The 17,606-nt window shown below is 54.4% G+C and carries 17 protein-coding genes; 15 read left to right on the plus strand and 2 right to left on the minus strand.

The genetic code is table 11. The annotated features are described in order from the left end of the window. Positions 1-149 precede the first annotated feature (149 nt). The 15 genes from FFI61_RS17920 to FFI61_RS04255 all read left to right on the plus strand — a co-directional run bounded on the left by FFI61_RS17920 (position 150) and on the right by FFI61_RS04255 (position 15,333). Entirely contained in the window at positions 150-2,783 is a 2,634-nt protein-coding gene (locus FFI61_RS17920) for a hypothetical protein (RefSeq protein WP_200369373.1), read from the plus strand. 21 nt (positions 2,784-2,804) lie between these two features. Next, positions 2,805-3,554, plus strand: a complete 750-nt coding sequence (locus FFI61_RS04190) for an SH3 domain-containing protein (protein WP_200369374.1) — start codon at positions 2,805-2,807, stop codon at positions 3,552-3,554. After that, positions 3,524-4,174 (plus strand): outer membrane beta-barrel domain-containing protein, encoded by a 651-nt coding sequence (locus FFI61_RS04195; RefSeq protein WP_200369375.1) that lies wholly within the window; start codon positions 3,524-3,526, stop codon positions 4,172-4,174. Before FFI61_RS04190 ends, FFI61_RS04195 begins: the two co-directional genes overlap by 31 nt. 17 nt (positions 4,175-4,191) lie before the next feature. After that, positions 4,192-4,689, plus strand: a complete 498-nt coding sequence (locus tag FFI61_RS04200) for a TlpA disulfide reductase family protein (protein ID WP_200369376.1) — start codon at positions 4,192-4,194, stop codon at positions 4,687-4,689. A 20-nt stretch (positions 4,690-4,709) separates the two neighbouring features. Further along, positions 4,710-4,946: a DUF4266 domain-containing protein gene (locus FFI61_RS04205; protein WP_200369377.1), complete on the plus strand. Its 237-nt coding sequence runs from the start codon at positions 4,710-4,712 to the stop codon at positions 4,944-4,946. A gap of 34 nt (positions 4,947-4,980) precedes the next feature. Beyond that, on the plus strand, positions 4,981-6,084 hold the full coding sequence (locus FFI61_RS04210; protein ID WP_200369608.1) for a DUF3570 domain-containing protein: 1,104 nt from the start codon (positions 4,981-4,983) through the stop codon (positions 6,082-6,084). Between the two features lie 19 nt (positions 6,085-6,103). Then, a complete protein-coding gene (locus FFI61_RS04215; RefSeq protein ID WP_200369378.1) occupies positions 6,104-6,649 on the plus strand; it encodes an AraC family transcriptional regulator in 546 nt (181 codons plus the stop codon). Continuing rightward, positions 6,646-8,610: a tetratricopeptide repeat protein gene (locus tag FFI61_RS04220; RefSeq protein ID WP_227714584.1), complete on the plus strand. Its 1,965-nt coding sequence runs from the start codon at positions 6,646-6,648 to the stop codon at positions 8,608-8,610. The genes FFI61_RS04215 and FFI61_RS04220 overlap by 4 nt, the downstream gene beginning before the upstream one ends. Next, positions 8,603-11,521 carry a tetratricopeptide repeat protein gene (locus FFI61_RS04225; protein ID WP_200369379.1) on the plus strand — a complete coding sequence of 973 codons (2,919 nt, stop codon included), beginning with the start codon at positions 8,603-8,605 and terminating at the stop codon, positions 11,519-11,521. The genes FFI61_RS04220 and FFI61_RS04225 overlap by 8 nt, the downstream gene beginning before the upstream one ends. Beyond that, complete coding sequence (locus FFI61_RS04230) at positions 11,508-12,092, plus strand: tetratricopeptide repeat protein (protein ID WP_227714585.1); 585 nt, start codon at positions 11,508-11,510, stop codon at positions 12,090-12,092. The genes FFI61_RS04225 and FFI61_RS04230 overlap by 14 nt, the downstream gene beginning before the upstream one ends. A gap of 15 nt (positions 12,093-12,107) precedes the next feature. Then, positions 12,108-12,422, plus strand: coding sequence for a hypothetical protein (locus FFI61_RS04235; RefSeq protein ID WP_200369380.1), 315 nt, complete (start codon positions 12,108-12,110; stop codon positions 12,420-12,422). A 162-nt stretch (positions 12,423-12,584) separates the two neighbouring features. Further along, positions 12,585-13,280 carry a MotA/TolQ/ExbB proton channel family protein gene (locus FFI61_RS04240; protein WP_200369381.1) on the plus strand — a complete coding sequence of 232 codons (696 nt, stop codon included), beginning with the start codon at positions 12,585-12,587 and terminating at the stop codon, positions 13,278-13,280. A gap of 24 nt (positions 13,281-13,304) precedes the next feature. After that, positions 13,305-13,826: an ExbD/TolR family protein gene (locus tag FFI61_RS04245; RefSeq protein ID WP_200369382.1), complete on the plus strand. Its 522-nt coding sequence runs from the start codon at positions 13,305-13,307 to the stop codon at positions 13,824-13,826. Next, a complete protein-coding gene (locus FFI61_RS04250; RefSeq protein WP_200369383.1) occupies positions 13,823-14,329 on the plus strand; it encodes an ExbD/TolR family protein in 507 nt (168 codons plus the stop codon). Before FFI61_RS04245 ends, FFI61_RS04250 begins: the two co-directional genes overlap by 4 nt. Further along, positions 14,326-15,333, plus strand: coding sequence for an AgmX/PglI C-terminal domain-containing protein (locus tag FFI61_RS04255; protein ID WP_227714586.1), 1,008 nt, complete (start codon positions 14,326-14,328; stop codon positions 15,331-15,333). The genes FFI61_RS04250 and FFI61_RS04255 overlap by 4 nt, the downstream gene beginning before the upstream one ends. Before the next feature lie 65 nt (positions 15,334-15,398). Here FFI61_RS04255 and FFI61_RS04260 read toward each other — a convergent pair whose 3' ends face one another. Together FFI61_RS04260 and FFI61_RS04265 are read right to left on the minus strand one after the other, a co-directional pair. Next, complete coding sequence (locus FFI61_RS04260; RefSeq protein WP_200369384.1) at positions 15,399-17,198, minus strand: PHA/PHB synthase family protein; 1,800 nt, start codon at positions 17,196-17,198, stop codon at positions 15,399-15,401. Between the two features lie 9 nt (positions 17,199-17,207). Next, positions 17,208-17,528, minus strand: coding sequence for a phasin family protein (locus tag FFI61_RS04265; RefSeq protein ID WP_200200979.1), 321 nt, complete (start codon positions 17,526-17,528; stop codon positions 17,208-17,210). Positions 17,529-17,606: the final 78 nt, after the last annotated feature.

Consider the following 17,606-nt stretch of genomic DNA (forward strand, 5'->3'; position numbering starts at 1 on the left):
ACTTGCAATTAGCATCGGATTTGTGGGGCGCTCCACGTAATTACATTTACTTACGTAAAGCTCCTAGAGATACATGGATGCCCAGACTTAATTTATGTCACGAATTCACTGTTTCAGTGCGTTGACACTGTTTTCAAGGGACTAGGCGCGTGCCTCACAAATCCAACAAAACCATCCGCTTGCTGGTCTTTTCAGGCCTGTTGGGAGCACTTTCTGGCTGTTTGCCAAGTGCGGGCAGCCAACAAGCTGACCCTGTTGTGGTCGAGAACCCGGTACTTTTTGTTAAGCGGCCACTGTTGTTTGATATCAATAGCGGAGCACTGATTGGGGACAATCTTGCCGATCCGTCGGGGTTTCGCCCAGGCGCCCGCTTGTTTGTGAAAGCCAGTGCATCCATTGACGCCCCCGCTGTTGATGTGTCTTCCCGGGCTTTTTCCGGTTCACAGTATCGCGATGATGCGGGCCGTTTGTTGTATGACGTAAAAGACCTGCATGTTTCCCACGATGGCAACCGTGCACTGTTTGCCATGCGTGCACCGGAAATTGAAGGTGCCGATGAAGAAGATCAGCCCACCTGGAATATTTGGGAATACGATCGTGTAGCGGATGTGCTCCGCAGAATCATAACCTCTGACGTAACCGCCAAGGCCGGTCAAGACGTTGCTCCAGCCTACTTGCCAGACGGTCGCATAGTGTTCTCATCCACTCGCCAGCGGGCTTCCAAAGCCATTTTGCTGGACGAGGGAAAAGGGCAGTTTTCTGGCCTGGATGAAAACCGGAATGCACCTGCATTCGTTCTCCACACAATGGATGACGAAGGCGACAACATTCAGCAAATTACCTTTAACCAGAGTCACGACCTTGACCCGCTGGTCACCGATGAAGGGTTTATCGTATTCAGCCGCTGGGATAACGCCGGCCAGACCAGTAATAATGGCGTCAATCTCTATCGGGTGAACCCGGACGGTACAGGGCTCAGCTACCTTTACGGCCGGCATTCCCACGACTCTGTTCCCGGAGCGCGCAATGTTCAGTACCTGAAAGCCCGGAAAACCGATTCAAACTCTGTACTGGTGCAATTACGCCCCTTTGAGAGCAACGATTACGCTTCTGCACCGGCTGAGGTAGATATCAATAACTATGTGGAAGCAGGCTTGCGCATTGACGGTACTGAAGGTAACGGCGGGCAGCGCTCGCTAATTCCGGGAATCCGGCTTGATGGTCAACTGTCGCTTGATGGACGTTACGGCTCTATTTCACCTCTTATGGACGGAACCGGAAGGTATCTCGTTAGTTGGACACCCTGTCGCCTCAGTGAGAGAACATCCGGCCGCATTGTGAACTGCACGGAAGAACGCCTGGACTCTGATGCCTATGTACCTGCGCCGCCGGTATACGGGCTATGGCTGCTAGACGTGGCAAGCGGAACTCAGAGGCCAGTGGTGGAGCCTTCAGAGGGTGAGCAGTTTGATGAAGCCATGCTTATGCGAGAGCGGTCACTGGAAGGGTTTATTCCCGACGATCAACCCATGGGAGATGCCGCAACGCTGGCAGATGAAGGCTACGGAATCCTGCACATTCGCAGTGTTTACGACATGGACGGTGTAGATAGAGCGCCCAACGGTATCGCAATAACCGCCAACCCTTTGCTTACCCCAGTGGCAGATCGACCGGCGCGGTTCCTCAGGCTTGAGAAGCCCGTGTCGATGCCCGATGAAAACGTGAAAGATTTTGATAACAGTGCCTTTGGCCGCAGCCGTGGGCAGCTAATGCGCGAAATTCTGGGGTATGTGCCCATAGAGCCCGATGGTTCGGTAAAGGTTGCTGTACCGGCCAACGTCGCCTTTGCGATCAGCGTGCTCGATGCCCAAGGCCGCAGAACCGGAAATCGCCATCAGAACTGGTTATCGGTTCGCCCCGGCGAAACGCTGGCATGCCAGGGGTGTCACGAATCTGGTTCTCCTGTTTCCCACGGCCGCCCGGATGCTGGCCCAGAGCCAGTGTGGAGTGGGGCAAGCACGACAGGCTTGCCGTTCCCGGGTACGGATCCGTCACTATATGCAGATATGGGGGACACCATGGCGGAAGTCTATGCACGGACACAGAATCTCCGCCGGCCACTACCAGACCCGATATACAGAGATGATGAGTGGGTGGATCTTTCCAGCAGCTTAGAAGACCGCTCACTGGCCTATGAAAATCTGCAGACGCCACCGCCCGTTTCAGGTGCGTGTGCAAATGCCTGGACCGCTAACTGCCGAGCAGTGATCAATTACGAAACCCACATTCATCCGCTTTGGAGTCTGGACCGGACGGAGGTTGATGGTAGTGGTCAGGTGATCGATAACACGTGTATCTCATGCCATGCTAACAGTGCTGCAGAGGGATCCGTTGCTGCTGCGCACTTGGATCTCACTGACGGGCCTTCAGATATCAACCCGCGGCACTTCAAGTCTTACCACGAACTGCTTTCTCCAGACAATGAGCAGGAGTTTAAGGGTGGTGGCTTTCCTGATCGCACAGTGGAGGAAGTTCTGAGGGATGAGAATGGTGACCCTGCTCTGGATGAGAACGGTAACCCGCAAATAATTTTTGTGCGATTCCCCGTCAGGGCGAGTATGTCCGTCAACGGCGCCGTGGCCAGCACCAGGTTCCAGAATGTGCTTGGTCCCGGTGGAGACCATGAAGGCTTCTTGTCTCCCGCCGAACTTCGCCTCATAGCAGAGTGGCTGGACATAGGCGCCCAGTATTACAACAACCCGTTTGACGCTCCAGACAATTAATCAGGACCTGACGCCACAACCATGCCCATTGTCATTCTGTTACTGATGCTCTGTTTACCCGGGATGACCTGGGCGGGCTGGCTGTGGGGAGACGATGAGCCGGAACAACGGGTGCGGGTCGTTGAGCCGTTTGTGGTCTGGCGTACTGGTCCTGCAGTGGGCTACCCGGTGTTTCATAGCAGCGAGAAAGGCGAATGGTTAACCCTGCTGCAACGCAAAACCGGCTGGATGAAAGTACGGGACAAGAAAGGCCGGGAAGGCTGGGTGGCTGTTGCCGCCATTGCACAAACTCAAGACGCAACCGGTGAAAACGTCAATCTCAGCGTGCCGGATATGAAGGCGTTCAGTGACCGCAAGTTTGAAGCCGGAATCCTGATGGGGGAGTTTGAAGGCAGCCCCGTAACCGCAGGCTACGGAGGCTACTGGTTTACGCCTAACCTCGCCGCAGAATTGTGGGGCTCACAGGTACTGGGCAGCGCCTCGGAAATACTTATGGTGAACGCCAATATAGTCCACCAGCCGTTTCCCCACTGGAGAGTGTCACCGTATTTCACCCTTGGTGTAGGTCATATATGGGTAGATCCCAAAGCAACACTGGCTGTGCCAGAGGAGCGTGATAACACGGTAGGCCATGCTGGACTGGGACTGCGGGCTTATATCACCGAGCGTTACTTTATCCGGGCCGAGTTCAAGGACTACAAAGTCTTTACCAGCCGATCAACCAACGAAGAAGCGACAGAATGGAAAATCGGACTAAGCATCTTTTTCTGACCGGGTTTTGCCTGGCACAGGTCATGGCGTTTGCACCTCAGGTATTCGCGCAGGAGCGTGATGATTGGCCTTTGATCGAGCCTGATGTAAAACCTGTGCCAGTTAATGAGGCGCTGATCGATACTGAGAACTTCGAGATCGGCGCCTTTCTGGGCGTGATCAATATTGAAGATTTTGAGTCGTCGTTTATTTATGGCGGCAAGCTCACCTATCACCTGAGTGAAACCTTCTTTTTTGAGGCAGGAATAGGTTTTGCGGAAGGTGGCCAGACCAGTTTTGAAAACCTGGCGGGCAACGTGCAGGTGCTGACTGACAGTGAGCGTGAGTACCGCTATTACAACATCAATCTGGGCTATAACCTTCTGCCGGGCCAAGCATTTTTTAGCGAGAACTACGCATTTAATACCAATTTCTATCTGATTGCCGGCGCGGGCGCCACGGATTTTGGCGGCGATACCCGCTTTACCTTCAACGCTGGAGCAGGTTATCAGGTTTTACTCACAGACAGCCTTGCCATAGATATCGGCGTGCGCCAGCACTACTACCGCATTGATGTGGTCGGTGCCGAGAAAACCTCCATGAACACTGAAATCCGTACCGGATTGTCGGTGTTTTTCTGAACACAGGAGCCATTTGAATGAACAACCCGGTTACAACCATAGCTCTGGCCCTTGCTTTATCCGGCGCTGCAATGAGCGTACAGGCAGATGCCATCAATGTTCCGGCTCCGGACTTCACTCTGGAGAGCCGAACGGGAGACAACATCCGGTTGGAAGATCACCGCGGTGAGGTGGTCATGCTCAATTTTTGGGCTTCCTGGTGCGGCCCCTGCCGTCAGGAAATGCCTCTGATGGATGACATTTACAGCCGCTATCAGGATTTGGGCTTCACCATCCTTGCGGTGAATGTGGATGAGAACCGCGATGAGGCTTTGCGTTTTCTGGAAAAGGTGCCGGTGGATTATCCCATTTTGTACGATCCGGAAAGCTCGGTGAGCAAGCTTTACGAGGTGCCGGCCATGCCCACAACCGTGATGATCGATCGCGATGGCAACGCCCGCTACATTCATTACGGCTACAAGCCGGGCTACGAAGTTGAGTACGAAGCCCAGATAAGAGAACTGGTGCGAGAGTGATTCCCGAGCGGGTAAGCGTTATGCGCAAACTTAACATCATCACACCCTTGATATTGGCACTGCTGCTTTCAGTAACGGCTGGGTGCAGCTCTGTAGAGCCATGGGTTAAACCTTATGAGCGGGATCGCCTGGCCGATCCGATCATGAGCCTGAGCCGCCATGGCAAAGCAGACTCCTACATCAATCACGTGTATCAGGCGAGGGAGTCTGCCCGCGGGGCGGAAGGTGGCGCAGGAGGTGGCTGTGGTTGTAACTGAGCGCGCTCCTGTGGCCTGGCTGTTCCTCCTGTTAATGGTGGTGTCTTCGTTCGCCCATTCAGCAACCTTGCCAGTGGATAACGTGGACTTGTTCTATCACCGGTACGACGGCGGCGGCATGGTGATTGATGGCCCTGTAGTGCTTGCGCGTAAAAGTGTTGGGCCACAGGTGTCTGTATCCGGGCAATATTACGTGGATATGGTATCGGCGGCCTCGGTCGATGTTTTGGCCACTGCCAGCGCTTATAAAGAAGAGCGTACCGAATACACGCTGGGCGTTGATTACCTGTATGACCGGGCGATTATGAGTCTGGGGTTTACCAACAGTTCAGAAAACGATTACGAAGCCAGTACCCTGTATTTCGCTGTGAGCCAGGAGTTCTTTGGTGGAATGTCCACTGTCACCCTTGGGTATGCGGCCGGCTGGGATGAGGTTGGCAAGCTTGGTAATGACAACTTCAGTGAAGATGCAGATCGCCGAAACTACCAGTTAGGGTTTAGCCAGGTGCTAACCCGTAACTTGCTGGTTGGGCTTGATCTGGAAGTGGTCACAGACGAAGGCTTCCTGCAGAACCCCTACCGCCAGAACCGCTATCTTGACCCCAATGATGCCACCGCCTATCTGTACCAGCCTGAGCGTTATCCCGAAACCCGCACCAGTACCGCGGTGGCCGCTCGAGCCATGTACCACCTGCCGTATCGAGCCTCTATCCGGGGTGAATATCGATACTTCTCAGACACCTGGGGTATTAACGCACACACAGTGCAACTGGGTTACGTGCACGCACTGAATCAACATTGGTCGCTGGAGGGTTCGGTGCGCTACTACACCCAGGGCGAGGCGGATTTCTACAGCGACCTATACGCCTATGAAAACTCACAGACCCATCTGGCTAGAGACAAAGAAATGAGCTCTTTCTCGGGCACAACCTTTGGAGCCGGCGCAGTTTATGAGTGGAAGCAGACATCCTTGCCCGGTATCAAACGGCTTCAGTTCAGCCTGCTCCTGGATTGGCTGGATTTCGATTACGACAACTTCCGGGATGTGACTGCTCCGGGCAATTATCTACCGGGCCAAGAGCCACTTTATTCATTCGATGCCCTGGTTACCCGAGCATCGCTGATTCTCGAATACTGAGTTTGCAGGAAACCTGACTATGACGGATTCACTCAAGACCCTGGTTGCCGGCCTGCTGGTTGCACTCATGTTGTTTATGAGTGGGAGCCTGCTTGCGGAAACGGACCCGGCAGAAGACAGTAAAGCGGTTGCAGAACGTGTTCAGGATCTCAAAAAGAAAGTGATTCGCTTGAACCGGGATCTTTTTATTCTGGAAGAAGACCTGCTGTTCCCGGCCAGCACACAGTTTGCAGTGTTTCTCAGCGTTGATGCGGGCAAGTTCCTGCAGTTGGATGCGGTAAAGCTGAAGGTGAACGGCGATATTGTCGCCTCCCACCTCTACACCGAGCGCCAGGCCACAGCCCTTGAGCGTGGCGGCATGCAGCGTTTGTACATCGGTAACCTAAAAACCGGAACCCACGAAGTGACGGCTTTCGTGGAGGGCATCGGACCGAACAACCGCGCCTACAAACAGGCAGCAACCCTGGCGTTTGAAAAAGGCACGGATACAGCCGCCCTGGAGATTCGCATTGAGGATCGGTCGTCGGATTACCAACCCATGGTTTCCATAGTGGAGTGGGAGTGAAACGACCCTTGGTATTCAGCTCAAAGCCGAATAAAGCCGGATCAGGCACACGCCTGGGTGCGGTAGCCGCCGGCTGCCTGGCACTATTACTCAGTGTGCCCGCTGTATTTGCTGAAGAGTCGCCAGAGCGGGCCAGAGATCTTGCCTATGGCTGGGCGTTATACAACTACCACCAAGGCGAGGCGTTAGAGGCGCTCACCCTTCTGAATGTGGCTCGTGAGCGCGGTGGAATCCGCGGGCACGGCGATTATCCGGAGCTGGTCGAAGGCGGGCTAATGCTCTCTTACGGCATGACTCGCGAAGCCCGTGAGCTCTTTATCCGATTGCTTGAAGATGAACACGGCCGCTCCCGCGTCACCCTTGCACCTGAAGTGCGCAGCCAGGCCTGGTTTTATCTGGGCAAGGTTTTTTACCTTGAAGGTGATTACCAACTGGCCTACGAAAATCTTCAGCGGGTTGATTCTAGCGTGCTGGAGGAAGCCGACTCAGAGTTATACGCAGAATGGGGTTACCTCAGAGCGCAACTGGCCATGATGTCTGAGGGGTTCCGCGGTGATCCGGACGAACAGACCGGGGGGCAGCATTCTGGCCCTTGGGCACACTACCTGAACTATAACCTGGCCATGGCCGAGATTGCCGACGATGATTTCACGGCAGCAGAACAAAGCCTGCGAGAACTCATTGAGGCTATGCAGCGCAAGGCACCCAAAGACGAACTGATTTCCGAGCACCAGGCCTTGCTTGATAAAAGCCGGCTCTCCCTTGCCCGTCTATATCTCAGAGATGCCAGGTTTGATGAGGCGTTAGTGCTGCTCGGAGCCATGCCTTTGGATGGTGTGTTTGCTGACCGAGCTCTATTTGATTATGCCGTCGCGGCTGCTGGTCAGGGCGAGATGCAAAGGGCATTGGACGCGCTGGATGCACTCTCCCAAAGAGAATTGTTTTTACCCTGGAGAGAGCAGGTTCCCTACGCTCGTGGCTATGTGCTCGAACAGATGAACCAGCCACGTGAGGCCTTGCAAGCATTTACCCAGGCCGCAGAACACTACGAAAACCGCGGTGAAGAGCTGACTGCAGCCCGGCAAGCACTGACCGAAGAAAGCCTCATGGCACGTTTGAATTTTCTTCGGGACAGCGATGAGATTATTACCGACTCCTACGGCCGCCTTAGGGTAACGCCTGCTGATTTCGGGCTTTCTGAAGTGCTCGCAACGGAACCATTCCAGCAGGCTCTGGGGGAACTCAATGAGCTTTACCGGATGCAAGCATTGCTGGCGCAGCGGGAACAACAGCTCGGCACCTTTGAAACCATGCTGGAAACACGCCGGGTGCAACGAGCGCGCCGAAGCCAGGAAGCAGGTATTGAACTAGAGCAGCAACAGCCGGATGAGTGGATAGAAGCCCAGAATGCGTTTCGGGCAAACATTGAGGCCGCCCTTGCCGAAGAAGATGCTGAATTCTTCATGACAACGGAACAGAAAGCCTTGAAAGCCCGATTGGGCAAGGTCGCGGCTACGCTTGCTCAGCTTCCGGACGACCAGCGCACAGCCCGGCAGCGAAAAAAGTATCAGAGAATGAAGGCCTACTTCGACTGGAGTGTCGCTAACGATTACGGTGTAAACCGCTGGGCCGCGCAGAAACAGCTTCGGGAGCTGAGTTCGGAAATGGAGCAGCTTCAAACACAGCGATCCGATATAGAGCAGTTGATGGCAGGCGACAGCGAACATGAGGAACTGGCGAGTCGGCTTGCCAATAACGCCGCCGAGGTCCAGTCGCTTACAGTACAAGTAGATGAAGCCTTGGCTCAGGCGCGGAACATTCTCATTAGCCGGTTGGATAATGCGCTGGAACAACAGAGCAATGAACTGCGGCGTTACCGGGTGGCATCTCGCCATGCACAGGCGCGGCTGGCGGACCAGTTGTTCAGGGAAGGCAAGAGCACGGAGGCCGCAAATGATTAAACGGCCCCGCAACACGAACGGTGATGGGTTGGACACTTTCGCGGGTGTGACTCGTGCGCTGGTGCCAGTACTGCTTACCCTGTTGGTTAGTGGCTGCCAATCGCTGGGGTGGGGGCAGGGTGGTGGAGAAATGCCCGCAGCCCGGCCAGGTACTCTTGCGTCTTTGAGCCCTGTTAGCCGGGAACGTGAAGCCGATCTCCCAGAGATTGAAGCTGGTGCTGAGGCCGTTTCTCTCGAATCTGTGATGCACAGCTACCGTGAGTTACTGCCATTGGTGGATGACCCCATCAAACAGGTCACCATTCGGCACCGCCTGGCAGATCTCGAGTTCGCCCGGGCCGAGCGCTTGATGACAGATACCGCAGAGGATGACCTTTCCGGCGCTATCGATGCATATACCGGTTTGCTGGCAGAGTACCCGGAGCGTGCGGGCAATGACCAGATTTACTACCAGTTAGCCCGAGCCTGGGAAATGCGGGGCATGACGGATGAACAGTTAGCAGCCCTGGATACCCTGGTAACACAGTATCCCGGCTCAGCTTACTGGGTAGAAGCCCAATTCCGGCGGGCAGATATTCTGTTTATCAATGGCCGCTACCCGGAAGCGGAACAGGCATTTCATGAGGTTACTCTTGCGGCCATGGAGCGCAACGCCGATCCGTCCTTCTTGATGAACGCTCAATACATGAAGGGGTGGAGCCAATTCAAGCAGGGGGACTACCAACAGGCGCTATTCAGTTACATTGAAGTGCTGGATCTGATCATGCCGGTTGAACAGGCCGCAGAGGTGCCAGAGCAGCGCTATCAAACACATACGGAAGACTTGTTCCGGGTTATGGGGCTTTCACTGTCCTATCTGGATGGCGCTCAAACCCTTCAAGCGCTTTTCAGGGAAACCGGAAGCCGGCCCTATGAAATTCTGGTTTACGATCGCTACAGCACTTTATTGATTGGCCGTGAGCGCTACAGCGACGCTGTTGCTGTGTTTGATGCCTATATCGAAGACCACCCGGATAGCCCCTGGGCGCCCAGTTACCACATGCGAGCCATTGATACCCTGGAACTTGCCGGATTCGACAAGGCTATTCCGGATCGAAAAGCCGCATTCATAGAAAATTATGGCATCTATAGCCGCTACTGGCCGGAGACGAATCTAGAAACCCTGGCCTACATTGAAGTTCAGCTTGAAATCCTCCTGCCCGAATTGGCTGATCGCCATTATCTGTTGGCCGGGGAGGCGCGGAGGGACCCACAAAGCCTGAATGCGGACCAACACTACCGCCAGGCAGCCGCCTATTATTCCGAGTTTGCGGCGACTTTCCCGAATCACCCCCGCACACCTGAGCGCTTGTTCCTGCTGGGGGAAACCTATGTGGAACTTCAGCAATGGCCAGATGCTATCGATGCATTTGAGCGTGTTGCCTATGATTTCCCGGCAGCTGGAACAGTACCGGAGAGGGCGTCTGAAGCAGGATATGCCTCAGTGCTGGCATTCCGCGAGTACGCAGGTACCTGGATGAATGAAACCACTGAAGATCTCTTCGCGCTGCAGGAAATGCAGCAACTGAACCGACTAAGGTTTGCGAACGCATACCCCGAAGACCCGCGTGCGCCAGATGTCTACTACATTGCACTGCAGCGGGAATATGACCAGCAGAATCTTGAAGAAGTGATTCCTATGGCCAGCCGCCTGGTTACCTGGCAGCCAGCGGCAGACCCTGCCCTGGTCACCGAAGCCTTGTTGCTTGCGGGCCACAGTCTGTTTGAGCTTGCACGCTATGGCGAGGCCGAACAGTTCTACCGCGACGCCCTTTCCATGATGCCCCCCGAAGACCAACGGCGGCCCGGCGTACAGGAAAACATGGCGGCCTCGGTATTCCGCCAGGCAGAGCAGTTTGCGCAAGCAGGCGATACAGATACCGCCGTTAGCGAGTACCTGCGGGTAGGTTTTGTCGCGCCTGCCTCCGCACTGAACGCCAATGCCCAATACGATGCGGCATCGCTGCTGGTAAGCTCCGCACGATGGGGCGAGGCGATTAGTGTGTTGACAGGTTTCCGGGCAGATTTCCCCGAGCATGAGCTAGCCGATACGGTGCCCGCAAAACTGGCGTTCGCCTATCGGGAAACAGAACAGTGGGAGAAAGCCGGCGATGAGCTTAATCTCATGGTGGCCATGGCGACCACGCCAGAGGAGCGCCGGCAAAACCTGCAGATTGCGGCAGAATTATATGATCAGGCAGGCAACGACACCAAGGCAATTGATACTTGGCGCCAGTACGCAAACCGCCATCCTGAACCGGCTGACGTCTATATGGAAGCAGCCAACCGCTTGAGCGAGCTATACGCAGCCCAGGGCGACATCGAGCGACGTAATTACTGGCTGAATCGGCAGATGGATAAAGTGGATGACAACCCCGGGGCTGCCGATGACCGCATGCGCTATCTGGCGGCGTCTGCCTCCGCAATCCTGGCGCGGGATGCACTGGCCCGCTACGACAGTATCCGCCTGACCTTGCCCCTGAATAAAAGCATGGTGGCCAAAACCAATGCCCTTGAGACAGCCGTGCGCGCTTATCAGAAAACCGCCAGCTATGGGATTTCATCGTTTGCCACGGAGGCGGGCTATCAGATCGCCCATATATACAGTCGTCTGGGCGCAGACTTGATGGATTCGGAACGCCCGCAAGGGCTCAGCCAGCTGGAACTTTCTCAATACGAATTATTGCTGGAAGAGCAGGCCTACCCATTCGAAGACAATGCCATTGATATCCATGAACAAAATATCCGCAGAGCCCGTGAAGGCATCTTTGATGAGTGGGTGAAACGCAGCTATGAATCCTTACGTCGCCTGCTCCCGGGCCGCTACAACAAACCCGAAGTCACTGCCGGAGTTGTCCATGATCTGGGTTAAAAAGCTGAACCCGGCGCTTATGTTGCTTCTGCTGCTCACGGGCTGTGCGGTAGGGCCGGAGCGCACAACTGCATTGGATGATGCCGCCGTTACAGCTGAATCGGAGGCACGTCTTCAGGAGGCTTTTTCGGAAGCGGTTGTGTTAATGGAAAACGGCGACCTTGAAGAGGCCAGATCCCGCTTTGAGAAAATGACAGCGGAGCATCCGGAACGAAGTGGCCCCATTGCCAACCTGGGGCTGTTGGCGATGCAGTCCGGTGATATGGAGCTTGCCCGCGTGCGGTTTGAGCAGGTTCTCGCTCTGAACCCCAAGCACCCGGTGGCGAACAACCACCTTGGCGTTATCGCCCGTAACGCTGGTGATTTCTCCTTGGCTGAAAAGCGTTACCGCGAGGCTCTGGCTGCCAACCCCGAGTATTTGCCCGCACTCCTTAATCTGGCGTTTTTACTGGACATATACCTGGGCCAGCCAGCCCAGGCGTTGCCGCTGTACGAACAGTACAAAGAGCGTGCAGAAGAGCCGGATCCGAGAGTGAAAGACTGGATATTCGATGCAAAAAACAGAATCTGACGCGAGGCGAAACGCATGAAAACTATTTTCAGAATCCTTCTGCTGGCAGCCTCGCCAATGCTCTGCATGCAGCCTGCTCAGGCGCAGGACTCAGGGATAGTAACCATTGAGGGCACCCGAATTCGGGGTGATCAGGAGGTGCCGACAGTGATGTACCTGGTGCCCTGGCAGCCCCCGGAAGTGGACGAACTCAGAGCGCCCGATGAGCAACTGTTGGTGGAGCAGGCCTTTACCCCTATGGATCGATACGAATTTCAACGGCTTGTCCGTTACCATGATGCCTTCAAGGCTGAGCAGCATGCCTTGGAAAATGCAGTGACAACACCTTGAAGGCACAGTGAAAATCGCCTGGCAGTGAGATGTGCGTCACAGTATTTCTGTGTTCGAGTGCAAACTACAACAAACCGCAACACAGACCCCCGAAAACTTAACCCCTTTGAAGTAGCCTAGCGCTTAGACTGTTCCCAAACTGAACCATGGAGTGCCTAAAAAATGATCGATACCGCCGTTCGCTTTTTTCAGGAAGGTGGCTTTTTTATGTTTCCGATCGCCATTGTGCTGATCATCGGACTCATAGTAGCCATTGAGCGATACGTATACCTGTCTGCGCAAAAGATCACTAATCGCAGGGATTTCAATCGTCTGCACCAGATGATTGCGAAAAAAGATTTCAAGGGCGCGCTTAATTACGCTCAGGAGTCCGGTACGGGCATGTCCACCATGATCGGTTACGGCCTTCAGCGGCTGGCACGTCGACAGGGCCGTGAAGACATCGAGTACGCTATGGAAGAAGGGTTGCTGGATGTAATGCCGCGCCTTGAAAAGCGCACCCAGTACCTTGCAACGCTTGCCAATATCGCAACACTGCTTGGTCTGTTGGGAACCATCATCGGCCTGATCGCAGCCTTTACTGCTGTTGCCGCTGCAGACCCCGCGCAAAAAGCCAGCCTGCTTTCACAGAGTATTTCTGTGGCCATGAACACCACCGCATTTGGTCTTATGTCAGCTATTCCCATGCTGTTGGTTCATTCCGTTCTGCAGACCAAGACCAACGAAATTGTAGACAGCTTTGAAATGGCCGGTATCAAAGTACTTAACCTGCTCAGCGATGGTTCAGGATCTCGCCCTGGTGCTCAGTCCCAGGCGCAATCCGTGTCATCTTCTGCTCCGGCAGCAGCGTCGGCCTGATAATCAGCTAAAGGATCTCGGGCTATGAGACGGAAACATCGTCGATTACAGAGCGAACCGGATCTCGATATCACGCCATTCATGAACCTCATGATTGTGCTGGTGCCGGTGCTGCTTTTGAACATGGTGTTTGCACACACCAGCGTGCTTGAACTCAACTTTCCCACTGGCGAAAGTCTTGCGTCAGAGCAGGTTGAAGAGCTGCAAATACAGGTGGTTATCCACGCGGATAGCCTGGTTGTTGCAGACAATCAGGGCGGCGTTATCAAAAGTATCGACCAGAAAGGAGGCGAGCACGATTTCGCTGTTCTTAAAGATGTCATGAAAGAACTTAAAAACCGTATTCCCGAGAAAAAGGACGTGATTATCATGCCTTCCCGGGAAACGTCGTATCAGGTGTTGGTCAGTGTTATGGATACGGTGCGGTCCTACGATGCGGTTGTTGCAGGCAACCTGGTAGAGGCGGAGCTGTTTCCTGAGATTTCTTTGGGCGATGCCCCTGTAGAGAGCACTGAAGACGCAGAAAGGGCAGGGGGGCAGTCATGAAAGAATCAGCAAAAGCCCGCCGCCAGAAGCGCCATCACAGGCGTAACAATAACCAGAGCAAGATGGATCTGGTGTCGTTGATGGACATCTTCACGATTCTGGTGTTCTTCCTGATGGTTAACTCTTCGTCTGATGTGCAGGTACTAAACCAGAGCAGCACCATCAAACTGCCGGATTCCTCTGCCTCGCAACCACCGGGAGATGTGCTCGCGCTTACCGTAACCGACCAGGATATCCTGGTAAACGGGCGTTTGGTCATCAAGCGGGAGGCATTGCAGGCACTTGAAGGGCAGATTGAGCCGGGTTTGAAGCAGGAACTGGACTATCAGGCCAGCCGATCAGGCCAGCCAGCCCCGGAAGCCGGGCGAGCGATTACTATTCTGGCTGATCGGGAACTGCCCTACGATTTGCTCAAAAAGATCATGTCTACCTGTGTGGATGCGGGATACGCCAGCATATCTCTGGCGGTTAACCAGCAGACAAAAGAGGGAGCCGGAGCATGACCCAGCGTTCGACTCAGAGCATGTCAGAAGATCGGTACGGGTTGCCGTGGAGTGGTGAGCGCGGGGAGCGCAGGCGACTGCTATCCATTGCACTGGTTGTAGCGCCCCTGTTTGTGATCTTTGCAGGTTATGTGAGCTGGATCGAGTTGCCAGAAAAGGATCGGCAGGAGCGTGAAGCCCTGCCGCCCCAGTTGGCCAAGCTGGTTATCGAGAAAAAGGAACCACCCAAGCCGATTGTGCCCGAGCCAAAGCCGGAGCCAGAACCAAAAGCTGAAATAAAGCCGGAAGAAAAGCCGGTTGAAGTGGCCAAGCCGGAACCCAAACCTGAGCCCAAGCCCCAGCTGCTGCCCGAGCCTGAAGTAAAGGAAACTCCAAAGCCTGAAGCCGTCGCCAAGGCCCGCGAAAAAGCAAAGAATACGGGCATTCTGGCTATGGGCAACGAGCTTGCAAAGCTCAACACACTGGCCAGTTCCATCAAGCTTGATGCACCGGTGACCCGGACAGCTGAACCCATTGCGCGGAAAACAGAGGACACCCTGGCCGCGAGAGCCACGGCCAATGCACGCAGTGCTGGTGTGAGCGATGCCGTGCTTGAGCGGGAAAGTCGTCAGGTTGCATTGGTGGAGCGTGAGAGGGCAGAAGTGGCAGACGCGACCCGCGTCGCTGAAGCCAAAGAAGTTGTGCGGCGTGAAAAGCAGGAAACTGCTTCCCGGACACGCAGCAAAGAAGAGCTCAGGCGCACCATGGATGCAAATAAATCCGCCATCTATAGCATCTACAATCGTGAACTTCGCCGTAAGCCTTCGTTGCAGGGCAGTATTACGCCCGAGTTAGTGATTGAGTCCAGTGGCGCTGTGTCTCGCTGTTCAGTGGTTGAATCGACACTGGGTGAGCCAGGTTTGGAGAACAAAATCTGTAATCGCCTGTTGCTGGTAGATTTTGGATCCAGGCCGGGGGTAGACAGAACAACGATTCGCTATCCGATTGAGCTGCTGTCCAGCTGAGGGCTTTTCGTTAAGCCCCCTGCTCTGGAGCAGCAGCTTTTTTCAATATGCGCCTGATGTCCCCGTTACCCAGAGGCTTCTGCCGCTTTCACCCGGACATAACTTCCCGGTGCATCTTCAAGTATGGCGAGCTTGCCATCTCCCGGCACTCGAGCGGCAACCGGCTCGCCAGCATACTGTTGTAGCCAATCCAGCCAATGGGGCCACCAGGATCCCGGGTGTTGTTTGGCACTTTCAAGCCACTCATCGGGACTCTTGCTCATCGTATCGTTGGTCCAGTAGCCATACTTTTCTTTGTATGGCGGGTTGATGACCCCGGCAATGTGGCCTGAACCAGACAATACGAACCGAACATCACCACCATGAACCAGCGCACCTTTATAGGTCGTTTTCCACTTGGCGATGTGATCCTGTCGTGCTGAAAGAAAGAACGACGGCACATCGATTTCGCCCAGGTTGATCGTTTCCCCCGCGAAGGTAAGCGCATCGGGCTCTACAAGCCGATTGTTGAGGTACATTTCCCGCAGATAGAAACTGTGCATTTTCGCGGGCAGGTTGGTGCCATCTGTATTCCAGTACAGCAGGTCAAAGGCAGCAGGTTTTTTTCCTTTGAGATAATTGTTTGTCCAGAACGACCAGAATAGCTCGTTTTCCCGTAGCAGATTGAAAGTAAATGCCATGGCGCGGCCGTCGAGATAACCTTTGCGTTCCAGCATGCGCTCAATACCACGGATCGAATGCTCGTTAATGAACACGCCAATGCCACCCGGGTCAGAGAAATCCAGCAGGCTGGTCAGGTAGGTCGCACTGACTACAGGATCCCTCCCTTTTTTCTTTAGCCAGGCAAGGGTTGATGCCAGAAGCGTTCCACCAATGCAGTAACCTATGAGGTTCATCTTCTCTTCGCCGGTGGCTGCAGTTACGGCATCCATGGCGGCCAGCGGGCCTTCAAGCATATAGTCGTCCCAGCCTTTGTCTCTCATCTCCGGCCCCGGGTTGCGCCATGAGATAACGAAAACTGTCTGGCCCTGGTTAACCAGCCACTGTATAAACGAGTTTCTGGCCGTCAGGTCCAGAATGTAAAACTTGTTAATCCATGGCGGTACAATGAGCAGAGGCCGCTTGCTAACGCTTTCTGTAGTCGCGTTGTATTGAATAAGCTGAATCAGGTCGTTCTGAAATACCACTTTGCCGGGTGTTGTCGCCAGATTGCCGCCCACCTCGAACGCTGAACGATCCGTCATGCCGACATTGAACAGGGACGGGTTTTGGCGAAAATCCTCAACAAGCTGCTTTGCGCCGTCGACCAGGTTCATTCCCTTTCGCTCCCAGGTTATTTTCAGAACCTCCGGGTTTGTTGCCACAAAATTTGAAGGAGAAAGAGCACTGGTGAGCTGGCGGGCATAGAACAGCATCTGATCTCGGGCTGCAGGAGGCAAGCCTTCCATACTTTCTACCCAGCTCAGAAAAGCCCGGGAGTTAATCAGATAGGATTGGTGCAGGACATCAAATGGCAGGTGTTTGTGCCATTCCTCTGCGTTGAAACGCCGGTCGTCCGGATCTGCCTGAGCAACCTGCTCTTTTTCACGCCCGGTCAGCCGGGCCAGTGTGTAGCCTCCGAGGGCTGCATGTTTGCGAGCAAGATCCAGTTCCGCGCCCACAAAACGCAGCGGGTGCAGAAGCAGGTCTTCTGCCATGGCCCTGTAGGCATCTGACATCTCTGCCAGAGTGGAGAGTTTGGCAGCATCCATAACACCAGAATCCCCAAGCAGCTTTTCAAGTTGCTGCTGGCCTTCGCGAACCTTTGTCTCAAAGGTGTTGACAAGCCTAGAGGTTGTTTTTCCAAGCAGATCCAGACCCAGCATGATGCTCTCCTACTTTTGGGTTTCAGGCGTTTCTTCCGGCTCGCCAGATATGGCCTTCTGCATCGCTTCGCGAGCTTCCGTCAGGTAGCTCTGCCAATCCTTCAGGTCTTGGGTTGCCTGTTCGCTGATGGACTTCAGGGTTTCCGCCTGGTCACTTGTTACCGTTTTAAGGTCTTCTATACTGCGAACTTCCGATACCTTTTTCGCCTGTTCCATGGTTACATCGGCGTACCTGCGGAACGCGTTCATCTGCATTTCTGCAGCTTTGCTGAACTGTTCAAAAAGGGCCTGGTTAAGGCGCGTGGCTTTATCAAACATGTCGTTATTCATATACAGCTCCTTTGCATTTGTATTGGGTTCACTCCTATTGTGCTCTGACCAGCATGTCACAATCATGACGGACATCAA

The organism is Marinobacter sp. DY40_1A1 (assembly GCF_016597815.1).
Classification (GTDB): domain Bacteria; phylum Pseudomonadota; class Gammaproteobacteria; order Pseudomonadales; family Oleiphilaceae; genus Marinobacter; species Marinobacter xiaoshiensis.

Bases quoted from the DNA above. Each gene is read 5' to 3' on its own strand.
- FFI61_RS04265 (WP_200200979.1), bottom strand. From the start codon at position 17,528: ATGAATAACGACATGTTTGATAAAGCCACGCGCCTTAACCAGGCCCTT.
- FFI61_RS04245 (WP_200369382.1), top strand. From the start codon at position 13,305: ATGAGACGGAAACATCGTCGATTACAGAGCGAACCGGATCTCGATATC.
- FFI61_RS04195 (WP_200369375.1), top strand. From the start codon at position 3,524: ATGGAAAATCGGACTAAGCATCTTTTTCTGACCGGGTTTTGCCTGGCA.
- FFI61_RS04210 (WP_200369608.1), top strand. From the start codon at position 4,981: ATGGTGGTGTCTTCGTTCGCCCATTCAGCAACCTTGCCAGTGGATAAC.
- FFI61_RS04225 (WP_200369379.1), top strand. From the start codon at position 8,603: ATGATTAAACGGCCCCGCAACACGAACGGTGATGGGTTGGACACTTTC.
- FFI61_RS04230 (WP_227714585.1), top strand. From the start codon at position 11,508: ATGATCTGGGTTAAAAAGCTGAACCCGGCGCTTATGTTGCTTCTGCTG.
- FFI61_RS04260 (WP_200369384.1), bottom strand. From the start codon at position 17,198: ATGCTGGGTCTGGATCTGCTTGGAAAAACAACCTCTAGGCTTGTCAAC.
- FFI61_RS04240 (WP_200369381.1), top strand. From the start codon at position 12,585: ATGATCGATACCGCCGTTCGCTTTTTTCAGGAAGGTGGCTTTTTTATG.
- FFI61_RS04235 (WP_200369380.1), top strand. From the start codon at position 12,108: ATGAAAACTATTTTCAGAATCCTTCTGCTGGCAGCCTCGCCAATGCTC.
- FFI61_RS04250 (WP_200369383.1), top strand. From the start codon at position 13,823: ATGAAAGAATCAGCAAAAGCCCGCCGCCAGAAGCGCCATCACAGGCGT.
- FFI61_RS04200 (WP_200369376.1), top strand. From the start codon at position 4,192: ATGAACAACCCGGTTACAACCATAGCTCTGGCCCTTGCTTTATCCGGC.
- FFI61_RS04255 (WP_227714586.1), top strand. From the start codon at position 14,326: ATGACCCAGCGTTCGACTCAGAGCATGTCAGAAGATCGGTACGGGTTG.
- FFI61_RS04215 (WP_200369378.1), top strand. From the start codon at position 6,104: ATGACGGATTCACTCAAGACCCTGGTTGCCGGCCTGCTGGTTGCACTC.
- FFI61_RS04190 (WP_200369374.1), top strand. From the start codon at position 2,805: ATGCCCATTGTCATTCTGTTACTGATGCTCTGTTTACCCGGGATGACC.
- FFI61_RS04205 (WP_200369377.1), top strand. From the start codon at position 4,710: ATGCGCAAACTTAACATCATCACACCCTTGATATTGGCACTGCTGCTT.